Here is a 19,014-nt window from a genome sequence, read left to right as displayed (position 1 = left end):
GGCGATACCGGATCATGCCAGACGCCGGAAACGATTGCCTGGCAAGCGCTCGGCCGCGCCGGCCAGTTCCAGTTGCAGCAGTTCGGCCGATACCGCCTCCGCCGCCATGCCGGTGCCCTCGCACAATGCATCGAGCGTGACAGGATCATAGGCTAGCGCCGCCCCGAGCGCGTCGGCCGCCGCCGGCTGCGGGGTGGCCAATACCGATACTTGGCTGGCCTTCGTCCTCGCCGGCGTCCTTGTTGCGCTGCTGGCCCCGGTTGGCGCCAGGTCGGCGAATTCCTCGAACACGTCGGCCGCCGACTCCACCAGCTTGGCGCCCTGGCGGATCAGCTTGTGGCAGCCGCGCGAAAGCTCGGCGTGGGTCGAACCGGGGATCGCAAACACCTCACGGCCGATTTCGGACGCCAGCCGGGCGGTAATCAGCGAACCGGACCGCTCGGCGGCTTCCACCACCAATACGCCCCGCGCCAGCGCCGCGATGATGCGGTTGCGACGCGGAAAATGGTTCGGCAATCCCGGCGTACCGAGTGGGAATTCGCTGACGATGGCGCCGCCGGTATCGACGATCTGGTGCGCCAGCTTGTGGTGTCGGGCGGGATAGACGATGTCCACGCCGGTGCCCACGATGGCGACCGTGCCGCCGGGCCCATTCAGTGCCGCGGCATGCGCTGCGGCATCGATGCCGAGTGCGAGCCCCGACACCACGGTCAGCCCGGCATCGGAAAACGCCGAAGCGAACGTCTGCGCATTGCGCACGCCCTGTGCCGTGGCATGCCGCGCGCCGACGATACCCAGTGACGGCGCCTGCAGGCGTGCGGCCTGGCCGTTGACGTAGAGCACCAGTGGCGGATCGGCGAGGTCGAGCAGGCGCGCCGGATAAGCGGCGTCGCCCATCGTGACCAGATGGTGGCCAGGGCTGTCGAGCCATTGCAGGGTGCGATCGATCCGGGCGGATACGTCGGCGTCGGGCGGCGCAGCGAGCACGCGCGCCACCGCGGGCTCCGCGGCGTCGCGGAGCCTTGCAGGGTCCTGGGCCAGCACGGCCTGGGGCAGCCCGAAAGCCGCCAGCAGCCGGCGGCCGGCCTGCACCGAAATACCGGGGGTGGCCGTCAGCCGCACCCAGGCAGCCACTTCGGCTGGATCGCGAGTCGAATCGGTCATCGAACAACGCGGCGGCGCGTGCTCGCGCACGCGCCCGCCGGTTACTGCGGGCTGGTGGCGCGGTCGCCGACCTTCATCACATTGCTGGCATCGGTCACCAGCGCGTAGGCGATGCCCGGGAAGACGCGATACACGTAGGCCAGCCCATAGCGGTCATCGGGCAGCGTGATGCTGCGGTTGCCGTCGGTCGGATCCTTGGCCACGCCGCCCACGCGCGACAGCGCCAGCACGTGACCCGGCTCCAGGCCACCGTTGGCGCCCAGGTTCAGCACCACCACCTGCTTGGCACCACCGTACTCCACGCCGCCATAGACGGCGGCGATGCGGGCCTCGACGTTGCCTTCCGGCGCATGGGGCACGTAGCGCACCAGTTCGCGCGCCGGCTGCGGCAGCAGCAGCGAACCCGCGCCCATTTCCTGCGGCGACTGGGTGGCCTGGACCGTGGTGACCGCGTCCGGGCCTTCCGGACCGCGCATCACGCGCACGCTGCCCTGGTACTGGGCTTCGAAGCCGATCACGGCATTGCTGACGGGGTCGCGCACCGGCAAGGCCGGCTTGAACGCCTGCCAGTCGCTGCCGATCGCCGCGTCGGCCGATGCGATGCCGCGCACGTAGCCGGTATCGCCACGCCCCATGTAGACGCGGGCATCGGTCAGCGCAACGATGCGGGCCGACGAGTCCACCGCATCCTTTTCCACGACCAGCGGACGCGTCAGGAACGGCTCGATGTCGGACGCAGGGATGCTCAGGATGGCCTCGCCGTTGCCGCCCTCGCCGCGCACGCGCGGCGACAGGCGGGTGTCGCCCTGGGCGCCACCGGGCGCCGTGGTCGACAGGTACGCGCGGCCATCGCGCTGCACCAGGTAGAGGATCTGCCCAGGGTAGATCAGGTGCGGATTGCGAACCTGCTGGCGGTTCATGCCCCACAGCGCCGGCCAGCGCCACGGCTGGCGCAGGTACTGGCCCGAGATGCCCCACAGCGTGTCGCCCGAGCGCACGGTGTACTGGCCTGGCGCATTGGGCGCCAGTTCGGAAACGGGGATACCCTGCTGGGCGGTCGCATCGGCCTGGGCGAGCTGTGCCGCCGAGACATTCAGATCGGCCGCCTGAACCGCCATGCCGGCTCCGGCTGTGACGCCGGCGACACATAGCATGGCGAGGGTGAACGCGTGCAGCCCGCGGCCCGACGCCGCCTGTTCTTTGGTAAGATCGCGCATTTTCCTGACCGGTCGGGAGAACGACCGGATTGACCCTAGGTAGAGCGTGCCTGCTGCGGCGCGCCTTGAATTTTTGTACTAGCGCCCCGATTCTGCATGGAAACCCCGCACGCCGCAACGGCGGTCGGACAGTGGACAGCACCCGGCGTTGCGCCCGAGCATCATGGCCAAACTCGACATCCTCACCTACCCCGATCCTCGCCTTCATACCGTGGCCAAGCCCGTGGCGGTGGTGGACGACCGTATCCGCCAGCTGGTCCAGGACATGGCGGAAACCATGTACGACGCGCCCGGCATCGGCCTGGCCGCCACGCAGGTGGACGTGCACGAGCGCGTGATCACGATCGACGTTTCCGAAACGCGCGACGCGCTGATGGTGTTCATCAACCCGGAAATCGTCTGGGCCAGCGACAACCGCAAGGTCTGGGAAGAGGGCTGCCTGTCGGTGCCCGAAGTCTATGACCGCGTGGAGCGTCCCGACCGCGTCAAGGTGCGCGCGCTCAACGAAAAGGGCGAAACGTTCGAGCTCGATGCCGACGATCTACTGGCCGTATGTATACAGCACGAGATCGACCACCTGAACGGCAAGGTATTCGTGGAATACCTGTCGCCGCTCAAGCTGAACCGCATCAAGAGCAAGCTCCAGAAGCGCGTCCGCTCGCGCATGTAAGGATGTAACAGGGACGTGCCACGCGGGTGGCGTCTGCTATCGTTACATCTTCCAAGACACATCACGTACCGGCCGCTATGCGGCCGGTGTCGTTTCCACCTGCGGATTTCCGTCATGACTCAAGCCCAGCCACTGCGCGTCGCGTTTGCCGGCACACCCGAATTTGCGCGCGTTGCCCTTGAGGCCATTCACGCCGCCGGCTTTCCGGTGGTGGCCGTCCTGACCCAGCCGGACCGGCCTGCCGGCCGCGGCATGCAGCTGCAGGCCAGCCCGGTCAAGCAGTTCGCGCTGGAAGCGGGGCTGGGCCCCGTGCTGCAGCCGCGCTCGTTGCGGCGCAACGGCAAGTATCCCGAGGAAGCCGGCGCCGCCGTCGACACGCTGGCGCAGATCGCCCCCGATGTCATGGTGGTGGCCGCCTATGGCCTGATCCTGCCCGCCGAGGTTCTCGATCTGCCGCGCCATGGGTGTCTGAACATCCATGCCTCGCTGCTGCCGCGCTGGCGCGGCGCGGCGCCGATCCACCGCGCCATCGAGGCTGGCGACGCCGAGACCGGCATCACGCTGATGCAGATGGACGAAGGGCTCGATACCGGCGCGATGCTGTCGCGCGAATCGGTGGCGATCGGTCCGGAGGACAGTACCGGCAGCCTGCACGACACGCTGGCCGCACTGGGCGGCCGCATGATCGTCGATGCCTTGCGCCGGCTGGCCGCCGGCCAGCCGCTGGCGGCCACGCCCCAGCCCGAAGCCGGCATCACCTACGCCGAGAAGATTGCCAAGGACGAAGCGCCGCTGGACCTGACCCGCCCGGCCGCTGCGCTGGCCAGCCAGGTGCGCGCCTTCAATCCGTTCCCGGGGGCCACGATCCAGGTGGGCGACACCGTCATCAAGTGCTGGCAGGCGCTGCCGCTGGCCGCCGCCACGAGCCTGCCGCATGCGCCGGGCACCGTGCTGGCGGCGGACGCCGCCGGGGTGATCATCGCCTGTGGCGACGGCAGCGCACTGCAGGTGACCGAATTGCAGAAGGCCGGGGGCCGCCGCCAGCCGGCGCAGCAGTTCCTGCAAGCCATGCCGCTGCCGCCGGGCACGCGCTGCCTGGTACGCGGCGCGGCATAAGTTGCGCTTGCGCCGCTTTGCGTCGTAAAACCCTGTCATCCGCATTGAATTCCTGCGGTCCTGGCCCTATCTAACGAACATCGCGTCCCGCAGGGGTGGGTACGCGCCCGAATCGATCTCTCTGGAGACCAAGCCATGTTCAACTGGGTCAAGACCTTCATGCTGATGGCCGCCATCACGGCGCTGTTCATCGTCATCGGCGGCATGATCGGCGGCCGTAGCGGCATGATGTTCGCGCTGCTGATCGCGCTGGGCATGAACTTCTTTTCCTACTGGTTCTCGGACAAGATGGTCCTGCGCATGTACAACGCGCAGGAAGTGGATGCCAGCACCGCGCCGCAGTTCTACAACATGGTGCAGGAGCTGTCCCAGCGCGCGGGCCTGCCCATGCCGCGCGTGTACCTGATCAACGAGGACGCGCCCAACGCCTTTGCCACGGGCCGCAATCCCGAACACGCGGCCGTGGCCGCCACCACCGGCATCCTGCGCGTGCTGTCCGACCGCGAATTGCGCGGCGTGATGGCGCACGAACTGGCGCACGTGAAGCACCGCGACATCCTGACGTCGACCATCGCCGCCACCATGGCCGGTGCCATCTCGGCCCTGGCCAACATGGCGATGTTCTTCGGCGGCCGCGACGAGAACGGCAACCGTACCAACCCGATTGCCGCGATTGCCGTCGCGATCCTGGCCCCGCTGGCCGCATCGCTGATCCAGATGGCGATCTCGCGGGCGCGCGAGTTCGAAGCGGACCGGGGCGGTGCCGAGATCAGCGGCGACCCGCAGGCGCTGGCCAGTGCGCTGGACAAGATCCATCGCTATGCACAGGGCATCCCGTTCCAGGCGGCCGAGGAACATCCGGCCACGGCGCAGATGATGATCATGAACCCGCTGTCCGGCGGCGGCATCGCCAACCTGTTCTCGACGCACCCGGCCACCGAGGAGCGCATCTCCCGCCTGATGCACATGGCGCAGACCGGCAGCTATCCGGCCTGATGCCGGCGCCGGCGGCGGGATTTGGCCGGTTTGACCGGCCAGTCCGCGACAACGGGTAAACTGCCCGCTGTGTTCCCCCGGGGACCGGCGGGCATTCTTGTATCCGCCCGGCCCGACGCCCGTTGCGTCACTCCTTTTCCTACGTTGCCTGTCTGATTTTCCGTATGCGCCTGCCTCACGATTCCCTTGCCTTCCAGATGCTCGGTGCTGCCGCGGCTGTTCGCGGCGTACACGAAGGCGCGGCCCTGCCGCAGGCCATCGAAGACGTTGCCACCCACTTGCGGCTGGACCGCGTGCGCGACGCCGCCACGCGCGGCGCCATCCAGGATCTGGCGTATCGCTCCGTGCGCCTGTTCGGCACCACGCGCGCCCTGGTGACGCAACTGGTGACGCGTCCGCCCGGGGCGCTGGTCGATTCCCTGCTGGCCGTGGCGCTGGCCCTGCTGATCGAGGGCGAGGAGGGCGATGGCAGCAAGGTAGGGCGCGGCGGCTATTCCGACTTCACCGTGGTGGACCAGGCGGTCAGCGCGGCGGCCTCGGAGCCCAAGACCGCGCATGCGCGCGGCCTGGTGAATGCCGTCCTGCGCCGCTTCCTGCGCGAGCGCCGCGCGCTGATGCCGAAGATCATGCAGGACGAGGAAGCCCGCTGGAACCTGCCCTCGTGGTGGCTCGCGCAACTGCGCCGGGCCTACCCCGACCAGTGGATGGCCCTGGCCCAGAGCGTCAACGAACGCCCGCCGATGACCTTGCGCATCAATCCGCGGCGCATTTCGGTGCAGGCGTATCTCCAGGCGCTGGCCAATGCCGGCCTGGCCGGCAGCGCCGTCGGCGAGCAGGCCGTGCGCCTGGCACGGGCCTTTCCGGTATCGCAGATCCCCGGCTTTGCCCAGGGCGACGTCTCCGTGCAGGACGCCGGCGCGCAACTTGCCGCGCCGCTGTGCGAAGTGTCCGACGGCATGCGCGTGCTGGACGCCTGCGCGGCGCCTGGCGGCAAGACCGGCCATCTGCTGGAGCTTGCCGACATCCACGTGACCGCGGTGGAAAGCGACGCGGAACGCGCCGCGCGCATCCACGACAACCTGGCCCGCCTGGGACAACGCGCCGAAGTGATCGTGGGCGACGCGAGCCGCCCCAAGGACTGGTGGGATGGCCAGCCGTTCGATCGCATCCTGGCCGATGTGCCATGCTCGGCGTCGGGCATCGTGCGGCGGCATCCCGATATCCGCTGGCTGCGGCGCGAGTCCGACGTGGCCAAACTGATGACCGAGCAGCGCCGCATCGTTTCGCAACTGTGGCCGCTGCTCAAACCGGGCGGCATCCTGGTCTACGTGACCTGTTCTATTTTCCCAACGGAAGGCGAGGAGCAGGCGCTCTGGTTTGGTGCGCAGCTTCCAGATGCGATACGATTGCAGGCGCCGGGGCAGCTGCTGCCCGGGATCAAGGCGCCTGAAACGACCGGCAGCGGGACCGCCGGCAAGGCAAGCCTGCCATCGGATCACGATGGCTTCTACTACGCCCGCTTCCAGAAACGCGCCTGATATTTCCACCAATGCCGAACCTGCAGCGCCTGCTCGTCCTACGTGCCCCCGGCCGCGCGGTGCGCGAATGGCCGGCAGCACCGCTGGCCGGCATCCTGCGCACGTGGTACGCCACCGCTTTGCTGCTGCTGGCGCTGCTGGTGTACATGCCCCATGCTGGCGCACAGCTGATTGAAACCACCGAGGCACGCATCGACTATCAGGACGGCGGCTTCGAGCTTGGCGCCTCTTTCGACTTCGATCTCCCGCCCGCACTCGAGGACGCCCTGCACAAGGGCATCTCGCTCTATTTCGTGGTGGACTTCCAGCTGTCGCGGGCGCGCTGGTACTGGTTCGATGAAAAGCCGGTCAACACCTCGCGTTCGGTGCGCCTGTCGTATCAACCGCTGACGCGGCAATACCGCGTATCGACCGGCGGGCTGCAACTGCCGTTCAACCGCCTGAAGGGCGCGCTGCAGTTCATCCAGCAGGTGCGCGGCTGGCGCGTCTTCGAACGCCGCGACGTGAAGGCTGGCGAAACGTATCACGCCGAGACGCGCATGCGGCTGGATCTGTCGCAACTGCCCAAGCCGTTCCAGATCAACGCCGTGAACACGCGCGAGTGGAACCTGTCGTCGGAGTGGAAACGCTTCAACTACACGGTGCCGACCAACCTGGACGCACCGCCTCCGCCGCCTCCGCCACCACCGGTGGCACCGCCCGCGCCACCGGCCATGCCGGGGTCCGCGCCGTCCGCAGCGTCGGCCGCCTCCGCCGAACTGCGCGCCCCGTTCGCGCAAACCGTGTCGAACGTGCTGTCGCCGAGCCAACTGGTCCAGCCGGCCAGCCAGCCATGAACGGCAATCCGTGGGATAGCCGCTTCCGCCGCGTGCTATACCGCGTGGTGGTGGGCATCATCGTCTTTCTGGCGCTGGTGCTGGTGGGCCTGCTGGCCGGCGCGTCGGCAAATACCGAATTCTTCGACCGCTACTTCACGCTGCTGTTCAAGATCAACCTCGTCGTCGGGGCGTTGCTGGTTCTGACGGTTGGCGCGCTCGCGTTCACGCTGTGGGTACGCTACCGGCGCGGCAAGTTTGGTACGCGGCTGATGAGCAAGCTGGCCGTGTTCTTTGGCGTGGTGGGCGTGCTGCCGGGCGTGCTGATCTACCTGGTGTCACTGCAGTTCGTATCGCGCAGCATCGAATCGTGGTTCGACGTGCGCGTGGAAAACGCGCTGGAGGCGGGGCTGAACCTGGGCCGCTCCACCATCGACAGCCAGCTGGCCGACCTGCAAGGCAAGGCGCGCCTGATGGCCGACCAGCTCACCGGCGCGTCGAGCATGGCGTCGTCGCTGCAGCTGAACCGGCTGCGCGAGCAGTACGGCATCCAGGAAGCCGCGATCTTCACCGGCAGCGGCCGCGTGCTGGCCACGGCGTCGAGCAGCTACGCCACGCTGGTACCGGACATTCCATCGGGCGTGCTGGCCGAACAGGCGCGCATGGCGGGCGGATACGCGGCCGTGGAAGGCGGCTCGGACCCCACCGGCAGCGACAAGGCCCCGGTCAATCTCGACAGCAGCCACCTGTACCGCATTCGCGTCATCATTCCGCTGGGCCCCGCGCCGGCCGCGACCACACCCGATGAAGCGGCGCAGGCTTCGGTCAGCATCAGCGCCAGCGCGGCGGCCGCGGCCGCCGCGGCACGGGCTCGCACGCGGCTGGCGCCGCCGGGCAGCCGCTGGGCCGGCTCGGGGCTTTCCATCGAACGCCGCCCCGAGGATGCCCCGGCCACTGGCTTCGGCCTGGTCGGCGACACGGTCCGCGAGGAACGCTACCTGCAGGTGCTGCACCCTGTGCCAGCGGTGCTGGCGCGCAATGCCGACGAAGTCCAGCGGGCCTACCAGGAGTATCAGGAAAAAGCGCTCGGACGTACGGGCCTGCGCAAGATGTACATCGGCACGCTGACGCTGACGCTGTTCCTGGCGGTGTTCATCGCCGTGATGCTGGCGCTACTGCTGGGCGGCCAGTTGGCCCGGCCGCTGCTGATGCTGCTTCAGGGCACGAAGGAAGTGGCCGAGGGCGACCTGTCGCCCAAACGCGAGCTGAAGAGCCGCGACGAACTGGGCCAGCTGACGCAGCAGTTCAACCAGATGACGCGCCAGCTGTCCGAAGCGCGCATCGCCGTGGAAGACAACCGCGTGGCGCTGGAACAGTCGAAGGCCTACCTGGAAAGCGTGCTGCAGAATCTGACCGCCGGCGTGCTGGTTTTCGACCGCCGCTTCACGCTGATCACGGCCAACCCCGGTGCCGAACGCATCTTCCGCCAGCCGTTCTCGGGCGTGCTGGGCCAGCCCGTGGAACAGATTCCGGGCATGGGCAACTTTGCCGACATCGTGCGCCAGGCATTCTCCGAGCAGACCACCCGAGAGGTGCTGGGCGGCTCGCAGCACTGGCAAAAGCAGATCGAACTGCCGCAGGGCGACGAAGAACAGCCGCTCACCTTGCTGGTGCGCGGCGCACACCTGCCGGGCGGCAGCCGCGACGAGCCCGGCTACGTGGTGGTGTTCGACGATATCTCCGATGTGATCTCGGCCCAGCGTTCGGTGGCATGGGGCGAGGTGGCACGCCGGCTGGCGCACGAAATCAAGAATCCGCTGACGCCGATCCAGCTGTCGGCCGAGCGCCTGCAGATGAAGCTGTCGCCCAAGCTCGAACAGGCCGATGCCGAAGTGCTAAAGCGCGGGGCCACGACGATCGTTAACCAGGTAGCGGCGATGAAACGCATGGTGGACGATTTCCGCGACTATGCGCGCACGCCGCCCGCGGTGATGCAGTCGCTGTCGCTGAATGCCCTGGTCGCGGAAGTCCTGCATCTGTACGGCATCGACGATCCCGCTGTGCATGAACACCCGGTGATTCATGCTGCGCTGGGCCCGGATCTGCCTGAAATAAAGGGCGATCCGACACAGTTGCGGCAGGTGATCCACAACCTGTTACAGAATGCGCAGGATGCGGCTGCGGACAACGTGGCGGCCGGTAGGGCGGCGCCCCATATCACTCTGCACACCGAGACTGTAGAATACAAAGATTCCGCCGGCGAAGACCGGCAAGCCGTCAAGTTGTCCATTACGGACAATGGTCCTGGATTCGCACCACGCATCCTGAGTCGTGCGTTCGAACCGTATGTGACTACCAAAGCCAAGGGTACGGGTCTCGGGCTTGCGATGGTGAAAAAGATCATTGACGAACATGGCGCGCGCATTGAATTGCGCAATCGCATGAACGGTACCGAGATCGCCGGAGCGCAGATCTCGATCCTGTTCGTTAAACTGGCTTAAATCTTGCGCGCCGGCGCCTCCGGTTGCGCTGCGGTGGGGTTAAGAGGGGAAGTATGGCAACCATCCTCGTAGTCGATGACGAAATGGGAATCCGGGAGCTGCTCTCGGAGATTCTCAGTGACGAAGGGCATGTGGTCGAGCTTGCGGAAAACGCCCAGAAGGCGCGTGAATACCGTGCGAACGCCACGCCTGACCTGGTGCTGCTCGATATCTGGATGCCGGATACCGATGGCGTAACGCTGCTCAAGGAGTGGTCGGCGCAGGGCTATCTGACGATGCCGGTCATCATGATGTCGGGGCACGCCACGATTGATACCGCCGTGGAAGCCACCAAGATCGGCGCGCTGAATTTCCTTGAGAAGCCCATCGCGCTGCAGAAGCTGCTGTCTGCCGTGGAAGCCGGCCTGGCCCGCGGCATCGAGCGCCCACGCACCGCGCCTGCGGCCCCCGCTCCGCTGACCGCGACCGGCATGCCGGAGGCGGCCGCCGCCACCGTCGCGCCGGCCGAGGCACCTGCCGAGGTGGCCGCCAACGGCAACCCGTCGCGCGGCGTGCCCGAGGGCGAAATGCAGTTCTCGTTCGACATGCCGCTGCGCGAGGCGCGCGACCTGTTCGAACGGGCGTATTTCGAGTATCACCTGGTACGCGAACACGGCAGCATGACCCGCGTGGCGGAAAAGACCGGCCTGGAGCGCACCCACCTGTATCGCAAGCTCAAGCAGCTGGGTGTGGAGCTGGGCCGCAACAAGCCCGAACCGACCGAACAGTAGGCCGTGGCGCAGAAATCGCTTGACGAGGGCCAGTCCCACGGTTATAGTTTCGCTTCTTTGGCCCGGTAGCTCAGTCGGTAGAGCAGAGGATTGAAAATCCTTGTGTCGGCGGTTCGATTCCGTCCCAGGCCACCAGATTCAAGAAAACGGACGCTCAGGCGTCCGTTTTTGTTTTTGTGGTGCCGGCTTTCGACGGACACCCACCTATTAACATCCAGCTGATCATGGAAGTGACGGGACCCCTGCATTCGTCGTCATTCCCTATACGGAGTACCTCGACACGTATCGCGATGCACGCAGACTGGTGCCGCATGCGGTGGTCAAACGTGTGGTCGGGGGTGCTACGCCGGTACGCGCGTGGCGAGAGCACCTGGGCTTGACGCAGGCCGTCATGGCGGAGCGGCTGGGCATTTCCCAGTCTGCGTACGCGCAGCAGGAGGGCCGCGCGACGCTGCGCAAGGCGTCACGCGAGAAAGTTGCCGCGGCCCTCGGTATTCGGCAGGATCTGCTCGATATCTGAACCGTCCCGTCGATCACGATGCCTCCTGATCAAAGCGCCTCGCTCCCCCTGACCCAACGCCTGCGCACCTGGGCGCGTGCCGTCAAGCGCGATGGCGTTGCGCTCTGGTTCGCGTGCCGGCATCCCGATACGCCCTGGTATGTCAAGGCGCTGGGCGCGTTCGTCGTGGCCTATGCGTTGAGTCCGATCGACCTGGTGCCGGACTTCATCCCCGTGCTCGGCTATATCGATGACGTGCTGCTCTTGCCTGCGCTGATCTGGCTGGCGGTCAGGCTGATGCCCGCCGCCGTGCTGGCTTCGTCGCGGGAACAGGCGAGTGCGTGGATGGCCGCCAGCGGCGCGAAGCCGCGCAGTCGCTGGGGCGTTGTCCTGGTGGTGAGCGTGTGGGCGGTGGTGGCCTATGGCATCTGGCGCTGGCTCGGGCCTCCACCCTTCGCCAACTAGCCAAACAGCTCTTCGGCCACGGTGGGATGCAGCGGCATGGTGGTTTGCAGATGCGAGGCCTTCGCGCCGAGCCGCAGCGCCAAGGCCATCGTCTGGACGATTTCCGGTGCGGCGCCATCCATCAGGTGGACGCCCAGCACCCGGCCGCTACGCGCGTTGAACACGAGTTTGAAGACCGATTGCTGTGGCACGCCGCCGAAGCGGCTTTCCAGCGAGACAAAACGCTTGATCTCGGTGCGGATGCGGTCGGCCTTGCCCCCGGCTTCCTCCAATGCCTGGGCCTCGGTCAGCCCCACGGCGCCAATTGCCGGCTCGCAGAATACGGCCGTGGGCAGGAATTCGAAGTCCGTCATGTCACCGCGCCGGCCGAATAGCCGATCCGCCAGCCAGCGGCCTTGCGCAATCGCCACCGGCGTCAGGTGCACGTTGTCTGCCATGCAATCGCCGATGGCGTGGATCGACCGCACGCTGGTGCGGAACTGCCGGTCCACCTCGATGCCACCCTTGGCATCGCTCTTCACACCCAGGTCGTCGAGACCCAGTCCATCCACATTCGGCTTTCGGCCAATCGCGGCCAGCACCGCCTGGGTGCGTACGGTCTGCGTGCGACCCCGATTGTCTTCCTGCGTGTAGCAGACGTCGAATGCACCGTTCGACTGCGACACCATTGTGACATCTGTGCGGAAATGTATGCGTATGCCCTTGGCGATCAGGGCTTCTGTCAGGGCAGCGGCAATATCGTGATCGAACTTTGGCAGCAGCCGGTCCTCACGCACCAGCAGATCCACCTTCACGCCGTAGCGAGACAGGATCGATGCCATCTCCACGGCGATATAGCCGCCGCCGATCACGACTATCGAGGCGGGCACGGTCTGCCACGTGAACAGGTCGTCCGAAGAGCTGACAAGTTCGCCGCCCGGCACCGGGAGATCGATCGGGCTGGCGCCCGTTGCAATCAGCGTCTTGCGGGCGCGGATGACTTCATTGCCGACGACGACATCGCCGCGCGCGTTGAAACCCGCCTCGCCGTGCCAGATCTCCACGCCGGCCTCGTTGAGCCGCTGCTTGTACGACGCATTGAGCCGTGCCACCTCGGCATTCACGCGCACGATGGCATCGCGCCAGTCTTCCTTGCCGCCCGTGTGCGACAGGCACGTGGACAGGATCGATGCCCATCCCGCACCGTACGACAGCATTTTCTTGGGCACGCAACCGCGATTGACACAGGTGCCGCCGACGGCATCGCGCTCCACCAGAATCACGCGTGCGCCATGCGATGCGGCGCGCCGCGCGGCGGCCACGCCGCCCGAGCCCGCACCGATCACCACGAAGTCGGCTTCGCGTGTCTTGGGGCGGGCATCGCGCTTGCGCGGCACCCGTTCGACAACGGGTTCGGCGCTGGCCTCGCTGGCGCGCCGACGCGTCTTCACGGTCCTTGCCTGGGTTGCGGTTTCGGTTGATGCCTGACGCTTTGTCATTCAATCCTCCTTGCCTGCGCGGCACCATCGCCGCATGCCAAACAATTGACCGGCGCCACGTGGCGCTTTGGCTATGACGCCGGCAACAGATCCTGCTGGATGACGGGCCAGTCGCGCAGGAACGATTCCGCGTCGCGCCGGCCCAGGTCATACGCATGCGTCATGGCTTCGGGCCTGGTGTAGTCCCAGCTCGAAATCGGCACGCGTTGCGAAGGTTGCAGATACAGGCGGCGCTGGCCGCCCGTGTCGATGACGAAGCGGCGCGGCCGCGGATACAGCCGCGTCACCAGCACCAGGACATTGCCCGGCGTGGCATCGAGCGCATCGACCGGCACGTTGTCCACCAGCCCGCCGTCCAGCACCGCATGGCCATTGCGGCGCAGCACCGGCGTAAAGGGCGGCGTGGAGGCCGATTGCAGTAGCAGATCGGCCAGATCCTCGGGCGAGCCGCAGTCCTGCGCCAGCACGAATTCGGGGTGGAAGCCAAGCTTGCGGCCCAGGCGCGGATGCAGTGTCTTGAGCAGGTGCTTGTCGATGTTGTACGCCAGCAGCCCTGCGGCCACGGCCAGGCGCGGCCCGGTCCAGCGCGGGATATGGGCCACGCCAATGCGAATCTCGGGCGCCTGTTGCAGCCGGTGCAGGCGGTTATCGCCAAACAGCGAGAGCAGGGCGTTGCGATAGATGCCGTAGTGCGGAAACACGCGCTCGCGCCGCAGCAGGTTGCCCCAGTAGGCGTTGCGCGAATTGTTGGCCAGCACCTCGCGGTAGTAGGCCATGGTCTGGTGCGAATCGTGCGCATAGACCATGCACGCCGTGGCCGCGCCCGCCGAGATGCCGGCGATGACGCGCGGCCGCAGGTGCAGTTCGGGCGCCACGGTATCCCACCATCCAGCCTGCCACCAGCAGCGGTTGCCGCCGCCGGCAAAGACGATCTGGTCAAAGGGTTGGGGGCTGAGGTCGGACATCCTGGATTTCAAAGCAGGGCGTAGGTGGTGGTGGCCTGCACCGCGACCTTGCCGTCCTGGCCGGTCAGTGCGATTTCGCCGAAGACCACGGTCTTGCCCAGGCGCAGCACGTTGGCACGCACCAGCACATCGCCGTCGATCACGGGACGCATGAAGTTGGTGGTCAGCGTGACGGTGGTCATTGGCCGGAATGCGCCCAGTGCGGCAGAGATGGCGACGATCATCGCGGTATCGGCGGCCGACATCAGCACCTGTCCGCACACCACGCCGCCGGCATGGCGAAACGCTTCCTGGAAGGGCAGGCGCAGGGTCACGCCGGTGGCGTCCGCTGCCTCGGCGCGCAGGCCCAGCTGGCGCACCCATGGCGCCAGCACGCGTTCGAGCGTGGCATCGATATCCGCGATGGTGAAAGTGGCAGGCACGTCCCGGTCTCCTCGGCGCGCGGCATGTTGTTGGCGCCAATGATACAGGGGGCCGAAGCCCCCTGCCGATTCCTGCCAGGAACGCCCGGGCGGACGTCAGGCCGCGTTGTCCGCCTCGGCGCGCGCCGACGAACGGTTGGCGTGCCAGCGCAGCACGCGCGGCACCACCACCACGGCCACCGTCATGGCCAGGATCGTGGCCGAGATCGGCTGCTTGACGAACAGGGTCCAGTCGCCCTGGCCGATCGACAGCGCATTGCGCAGCTGCTTCTCGGCCATCGGCCCCAGGATCAGGCCGACGATCACCGGCGCGGTCGGGAAGTCGAAGCGGCGCATGGCCATGCCCAGCAGGCCGATCACGAACAACAGCAGCAGGTCGAACCACGACTGGCGGATGCCGTACGCACCCAGACCGGCGAAAATCAGGATGCCGCCGTACAGCAGCGGCGTCGGTACGCGCAGCATGCGCACCCACAGGCCGATCGCCGGCAGGTTCAGCACCAGCAGCATCACGTTGCCGATGTACAGCGACGCCAGCAGGCCCCAGACCAGGTCGCCCGAGGTCTGGAACAGCATCGGACCCGGCTGCAGGTTGTAGTTCTGGAACGCCGCCAGCAGGATGGCCGTGGTGTTCGAGGTCGGGATACCCAGCGTCAGCAGCGGGGCCAGCGTCGCCGTCACGGCGGCGTTGTTGGCCGCCTCGGGGCCGGCCACGCCTTCGATGGCACCCACCTTGCCGAATTCCGCCTTGTGGTTCGACAGCTTCTTCTCGGAGGCGTACGACAGGAAGGTCGGGATCTCGGCACCGCCGGCCGGGATCAGGCCAAACGGAAAGCCGATGAACGTGCCGCGGATCCAGGCCGGGATCGACCGCTTCCAGTCCGACTTGCTCATGTGCACCGAACTGAGCTTGTTGAACGAGCCCTCCGGCTGCGGGAAGAACGCATTGAACAGCGCCTCGCCCACCGCGAACAGGCCCACGGCCACCACGACGATGTCCACGCCGTCGTACAGTTCCTGGACGTTCATCGAATAGCGCGTCTGGCCAGACAGCGAATCCATGCCGATCAGGCCAATGCCCAGGCCCAGGAACAGGCTGGTCATGCCGCGCAGCAGCGACGAACCCAGCACGGCCGACACCGTGGTGAAGGCCAGCAGCATGATCATGAAGTACTCGCCCGGGCCGAACTGCAGCGCCACGTCGGCCGCCACCGGCGCGAACATCGACAGCAGCACGGTGGCGATCGTGCCGGCCACGAACGAGCCGATTGCGGCGGTGGCCAGCGCGGGCCCCGCGCGGCCATTCTTGGCCATCAGGTTGCCCTCCATCGCGGTGACCATCGTCGACGATTCACCCGGCGTGTTCATCAGGATCGACGTGGTCGATCCGCCGTACATCGCGCCATAGTAGATGCCGGCGAACATGATCAGCGCGGCCGTGGGCTCCACCTTGGCTGTCAGCGGCAACAGCATGGCCACGGTCAGGGCCGGACCAATGCCGGGCAGCACGCCGATGGCGGTGCCCAGGAAGCAGCCCACCAGGGCCCACATCAGGTTGATTGGCGTGATGGCCACGGCAAAGCCGTGCATCAGCTGGTTCAGGGTATCCATGTCAGTGTCTCCCGTAGGCGTGGATCAGAAGCCCGCGACGGGCAGCAGCGGCAGGTTGATGCCGAGCAGGAAATCAAACAGCGCCCACATCGGCAGCGTCAGCATCAGGCCGATCAGCGCGTCGCGCACGATGCGGCGGCTGCCGTAGCCGCGCGCCACGCACACCATCATCAGCGTGGACGAAAACACGAAGCCCAGCGTGCCGATCAGCGCCATGTTGGCCACCAGGCCGGCGGCCACCCACAGGAAACCCTTGAAGTTGTGCGGCGCCGCGGGCAGCTCGGCATCTTCCTCGGGCATGTTCCGGAAGCCGCCGCGCACGCCCTGCCACAGCAGCAGCGCGCCGCAGACGGCCAGGCCGATGGCCACCAGCGTGGGCACGAAGCGTGGCGACAGGCCGGCATAGCCCTCGTCGCCCGAAATGCCCGGTATGCCGGCGAAGAAGAACACGGACAACGCCAGGACGGCGACGCCGATGGATACGTGGGATGGTTTCATGGTGGGGCTCTCGGATGGTCCTGCCACCCGCGCGGTCACGGGGCCCGGTGACGTGATGGGTCTGTTTTTCGGTGTTGCGCAGGGGATGGCGGCACCGGGGCCCCGTGCCGTCCTCCGTGCGTGCCGATCTCGGATCGGCAGCCGGGCGGGAACGACAGGGTGAAGCAAACTTCCGCGACTCGGGTAACGAAATGTTGTACTGCTGTCTCGTATTACTTTTTCGTACTTCTACTACTTCACTGGCGGCGCCGGCGGCGGTGGCCGGCCGGTCGTCGACATGCGGAACCGAGGCGGCCGTGCCGATATGGCGTGGCGTGCGCCCGGTCCCTTGAGGCAGGTCTTACTTCGCTACGCCCAGTTCACGCAGCGTGGCGCCCAGACGGGCGGATTCGGCTTCCACGAACTTGCCGAACTCGTCGCCGGTCAGCAGGAACGGCGTCCAGTCGTTCTTCTGCAGCGCGTCCTTCCAGACCTGGTTCTCGGTGCCCTTCACCACGGCATCGATCAGGGCCTTGCGCTGGTCGGCGGTGATGCCGGGCGCGCCGTACACGCCGCGCCAGTTGTAGATCTCGACGTTCACGCCCTGTTCCTTCAGGGTCGGGATGTCGGCGGTGCGGTCCTTCGACGTCACGGCCAGCGCGCGCATCTTGCCGGTCTTGATGAATGGCAGGAATTCCGACACGCCGGCGATGCCGACGGTCACGTGGCCACCGAGGATCGACGCCGAAGCCTCGCCACCGCCCTGGAACGGCACGTAGTTGATCTTCTTCGGATCCACGCCGATGTCCTTGGCGATCAGGCCGGCCAGGATGTGGTCGATCGAACCCTTCGAACCGCCGCCCCAGCTGACGCTGCCCGGATTGGCCTTGAGCTGCGTGGTCAGGTCTTTCATCGACTTGATCGGCGAGCTGGCCGGCACCGTGATCACCATCGTGTCGGCGAACAGGCGTGCGATCGGCGTGGCGTTCTTGAGCGTCACCGGCGGGTGGTTGGTCTCGATGGCACCGACCATCACGGCGCCCGTCACGATCAGCGCGTTCGGGTTGCCCTTGTCGGTGTTCACGAACTGCGTCAGGCCGATGGTGCCGCCCGCGCCGCCCTTGTTGTCATACGAAGCCGACTTGGCCGTGCCAGCCGCCACCATGGCCGCGCCCAGCGAGCGGCCGGTCTGGTCGAAGCCGCCACCGGGGTTGGCGCCGATCATCACCTTGAGGTTGTCGACGGCATAAGCCGGTGCGGCCACCACGGCAGCAGCCAGCGCAGCCGAAGCGACGAAGACATGGGTAAAGCGGGCAAGCGCGCGAGGCATCGCGTGTCTCCTGTCTTATTGGAATTTGGGTTGTGCTTTTAGGTTTTTGGCTATTTACCACCATCCACGAAGAGACAGCAGTAGCCATGGCCCGAATTCTAGAAGCGTGAAACTGTCAAAACCCTGTCAAAACGTCTGCTTGATGCTCGGGGTTTACGTGGTGTTGTCTGCTTTGTCTGCCTCTCTCCCGTCCCGGCCGGACCGGGCGCCTGTCGTTTTTTGGCATCGTTGTACCTGCCAGATCAGATCTGCACATCTTTGACTTGGCTCAGGTCGGACATCTCACTACGATTTATCTCAGTTGGCTGCCGCACCGACAGCGTCGTGCTGAAGCTGCGGTGCGACACGGCGACCACAAACAATGCAACAAGGTTGAGATGGACCATCGCACAACGAGGCGCTGGCCGATTCGGGATATCCGGTCTTTTCGGTTTTCGGGTGAAGTGACAAACAAGAAGTCTCAGGGGTCAATCATGGATACAACGATCAAGGCGTCGGACGTCTGGTCGCCGGAACGCGACGCAGGCGCCGACCGCGGCCTGTGGAAAAGCACCGTTGCGGCCGCCAACCAGGCACTGGAGGCGGCCAAGGGCATGCAGGCGGCCGTGGGGCAGACGCTCAAGCTGCAGCACAAGATCATGGCGCTGCGCGACGAACTGCATCGCGCCGAAGCCGAGCGCGACATGTATCGCGACCTGCATGCGCGCACGGTCGACGAACTCAACCACACGCTGGACCTGAGCCCTGCCGAATGGCAGCGCCTGCGCGCCGACAACGAGACGCTGCAGATCCGGCATCGCGCCTACAAGCTGCTGGTGCAACACTACGCGCGCGCTGGCACGCCGATCGATCCGGCCACGTTTGCCGAGCAGCGCAGCCGCGTGCAGCAACACATCCTGTTTCAGCGTCGCAAGGGTATTCCGGTGTCGGTCATCACGGCCGACGACATCGCATTCCTGTTGCGCTAGGCAAAACCGCGG

General features: G+C 66.6%; 18 protein-coding genes and 1 tRNA gene. 11 read left to right on the top strand and 8 right to left on the bottom strand.

Annotated elements, in window-relative coordinates:
* Positions 1-12: 12 nt before the first annotated feature.
* On the bottom strand, positions 13-1,164 hold the full coding sequence (dprA, locus tag D9X30_RS02585) for a DNA-processing protein DprA (RefSeq protein ID WP_153946277.1): 1,152 nt from the start codon (positions 1,162-1,164) through the stop codon (positions 13-15).
* Positions 1,165-1,205: 41 nt separating this feature from the next.
* On the bottom strand, positions 1,206-2,381 hold the full coding sequence (locus tag D9X30_RS02580) for a LysM peptidoglycan-binding domain-containing protein (RefSeq protein ID WP_153946278.1): 1,176 nt from the start codon (positions 2,379-2,381) through the stop codon (positions 1,206-1,208).
* Between the two features lie 163 nt (positions 2,382-2,544).
* Here D9X30_RS02580 and def point away from each other — a divergent pair, with 163 nt between their 5' ends.
* The 10 genes from def to D9X30_RS02530 all read left to right on the top strand — a co-directional run bounded on the left by def (position 2,545) and on the right by D9X30_RS02530 (position 11,751).
* Positions 2,545-3,051 (top strand): peptide deformylase, encoded by a 507-nt coding sequence (gene def, locus D9X30_RS02575; protein ID WP_092600577.1) that lies wholly within the window; start codon positions 2,545-2,547, stop codon positions 3,049-3,051.
* Between the two features lie 114 nt (positions 3,052-3,165).
* A complete protein-coding gene (fmt, locus tag D9X30_RS02570; protein WP_153946279.1) occupies positions 3,166-4,167 on the top strand; it encodes a methionyl-tRNA formyltransferase in 1,002 nt (333 codons plus the stop codon).
* Between the two features lie 135 nt (positions 4,168-4,302).
* Positions 4,303-5,163, top strand: a complete 861-nt coding sequence (htpX, locus tag D9X30_RS02565) for a zinc metalloprotease HtpX (RefSeq protein ID WP_153946280.1) — start codon at positions 4,303-4,305, stop codon at positions 5,161-5,163.
* Between the two features lie 164 nt (positions 5,164-5,327).
* Positions 5,328-6,701, top strand: coding sequence for a 16S rRNA (cytosine(967)-C(5))-methyltransferase RsmB (gene rsmB / locus D9X30_RS02560; protein ID WP_153946281.1), 1,374 nt, complete (start codon positions 5,328-5,330; stop codon positions 6,699-6,701).
* Between the two features lie 11 nt (positions 6,702-6,712).
* The gene (locus tag D9X30_RS02555) at positions 6,713-7,537 is read left to right on the top strand and encodes a DUF4390 domain-containing protein (RefSeq protein ID WP_153946282.1); all 825 of its coding nucleotides are present in this window, start codon (positions 6,713-6,715) and stop codon (positions 7,535-7,537) included.
* Positions 7,534-10,017 carry a sensor histidine kinase gene (locus tag D9X30_RS02550; protein WP_153946283.1) on the top strand — a complete coding sequence of 828 codons (2,484 nt, stop codon included), beginning with the start codon at positions 7,534-7,536 and terminating at the stop codon, positions 10,015-10,017. Before D9X30_RS02555 ends, D9X30_RS02550 begins: the two co-directional genes overlap by 4 nt.
* A 53-nt stretch (positions 10,018-10,070) precedes the next feature.
* Entirely contained in the window at positions 10,071-10,787 is a 717-nt protein-coding gene (locus D9X30_RS02545) for a response regulator (RefSeq protein ID WP_153946284.1), read from the top strand.
* Positions 10,788-10,846: 59 nt separating this feature from the next.
* Positions 10,847-10,922, top strand: a tRNA-Phe gene (locus D9X30_RS02540).
* 121 nt (positions 10,923-11,043) lie between these two features.
* Complete coding sequence (locus D9X30_RS29775; RefSeq protein ID WP_349632220.1) at positions 11,044-11,307, top strand: helix-turn-helix domain-containing protein; 264 nt, start codon at positions 11,044-11,046, stop codon at positions 11,305-11,307.
* 18 nt (positions 11,308-11,325) lie between these two features.
* Positions 11,326-11,751, top strand: a complete 426-nt coding sequence (locus tag D9X30_RS02530) for a YkvA family protein (RefSeq protein WP_153946286.1) — start codon at positions 11,326-11,328, stop codon at positions 11,749-11,751.
* Here D9X30_RS02530 and D9X30_RS02525 read toward each other — a convergent pair.
* The 6 genes from D9X30_RS02525 to D9X30_RS02500 form a co-directional block, all read right to left on the bottom strand.
* A complete protein-coding gene (locus D9X30_RS02525; RefSeq protein ID WP_153946287.1) occupies positions 11,748-13,229 on the bottom strand; it encodes a dihydrolipoyl dehydrogenase family protein in 1,482 nt (493 codons plus the stop codon). The genes D9X30_RS02530 and D9X30_RS02525 overlap by 4 nt on opposite strands.
* Positions 13,230-13,300: 71 nt before the next feature.
* On the bottom strand, positions 13,301-14,194 hold the full coding sequence (locus tag D9X30_RS02520; RefSeq protein WP_153946288.1) for a patatin-like phospholipase family protein: 894 nt from the start codon (positions 14,192-14,194) through the stop codon (positions 13,301-13,303).
* Positions 14,195-14,202: 8 nt separating this feature from the next.
* Complete coding sequence (locus D9X30_RS02515) at positions 14,203-14,616, bottom strand: PaaI family thioesterase (RefSeq protein WP_249640863.1); 414 nt, start codon at positions 14,614-14,616, stop codon at positions 14,203-14,205.
* A gap of 96 nt (positions 14,617-14,712) precedes the next feature.
* Positions 14,713-16,227 (bottom strand): tripartite tricarboxylate transporter permease, encoded by a 1,515-nt coding sequence (locus D9X30_RS02510; protein ID WP_153946289.1) that lies wholly within the window; start codon positions 16,225-16,227, stop codon positions 14,713-14,715.
* A gap of 24 nt (positions 16,228-16,251) precedes the next feature.
* Complete coding sequence (locus tag D9X30_RS02505) at positions 16,252-16,725, bottom strand: tripartite tricarboxylate transporter TctB family protein (protein ID WP_153946290.1); 474 nt, start codon at positions 16,723-16,725, stop codon at positions 16,252-16,254.
* A 340-nt stretch (positions 16,726-17,065) separates the two neighbouring features.
* Positions 17,066-18,034, bottom strand: a complete 969-nt coding sequence (locus D9X30_RS02500) for a Bug family tripartite tricarboxylate transporter substrate binding protein (protein WP_153946291.1) — start codon at positions 18,032-18,034, stop codon at positions 17,066-17,068.
* 473 nt (positions 18,035-18,507) lie between these two features.
* Here D9X30_RS02500 and D9X30_RS02495 point away from each other — a divergent pair, with 473 nt between their 5' ends.
* On the top strand, positions 18,508-19,002 hold the full coding sequence (locus D9X30_RS02495; RefSeq protein WP_153946292.1) for a hypothetical protein: 495 nt from the start codon (positions 18,508-18,510) through the stop codon (positions 19,000-19,002).
* Positions 19,003-19,014 lie beyond the last annotated feature (12 nt).

The sequence above is a fragment of the Cupriavidus sp. U2 genome, assembly GCF_009663685.2.
GTDB lineage: Bacteria > Pseudomonadota > Gammaproteobacteria > Burkholderiales > Burkholderiaceae > Cupriavidus > Cupriavidus necator_C.
Note: the sequence above shows the minus strand (reverse complement) of the source record. Positions and strands in the feature narration are given on the sequence as shown.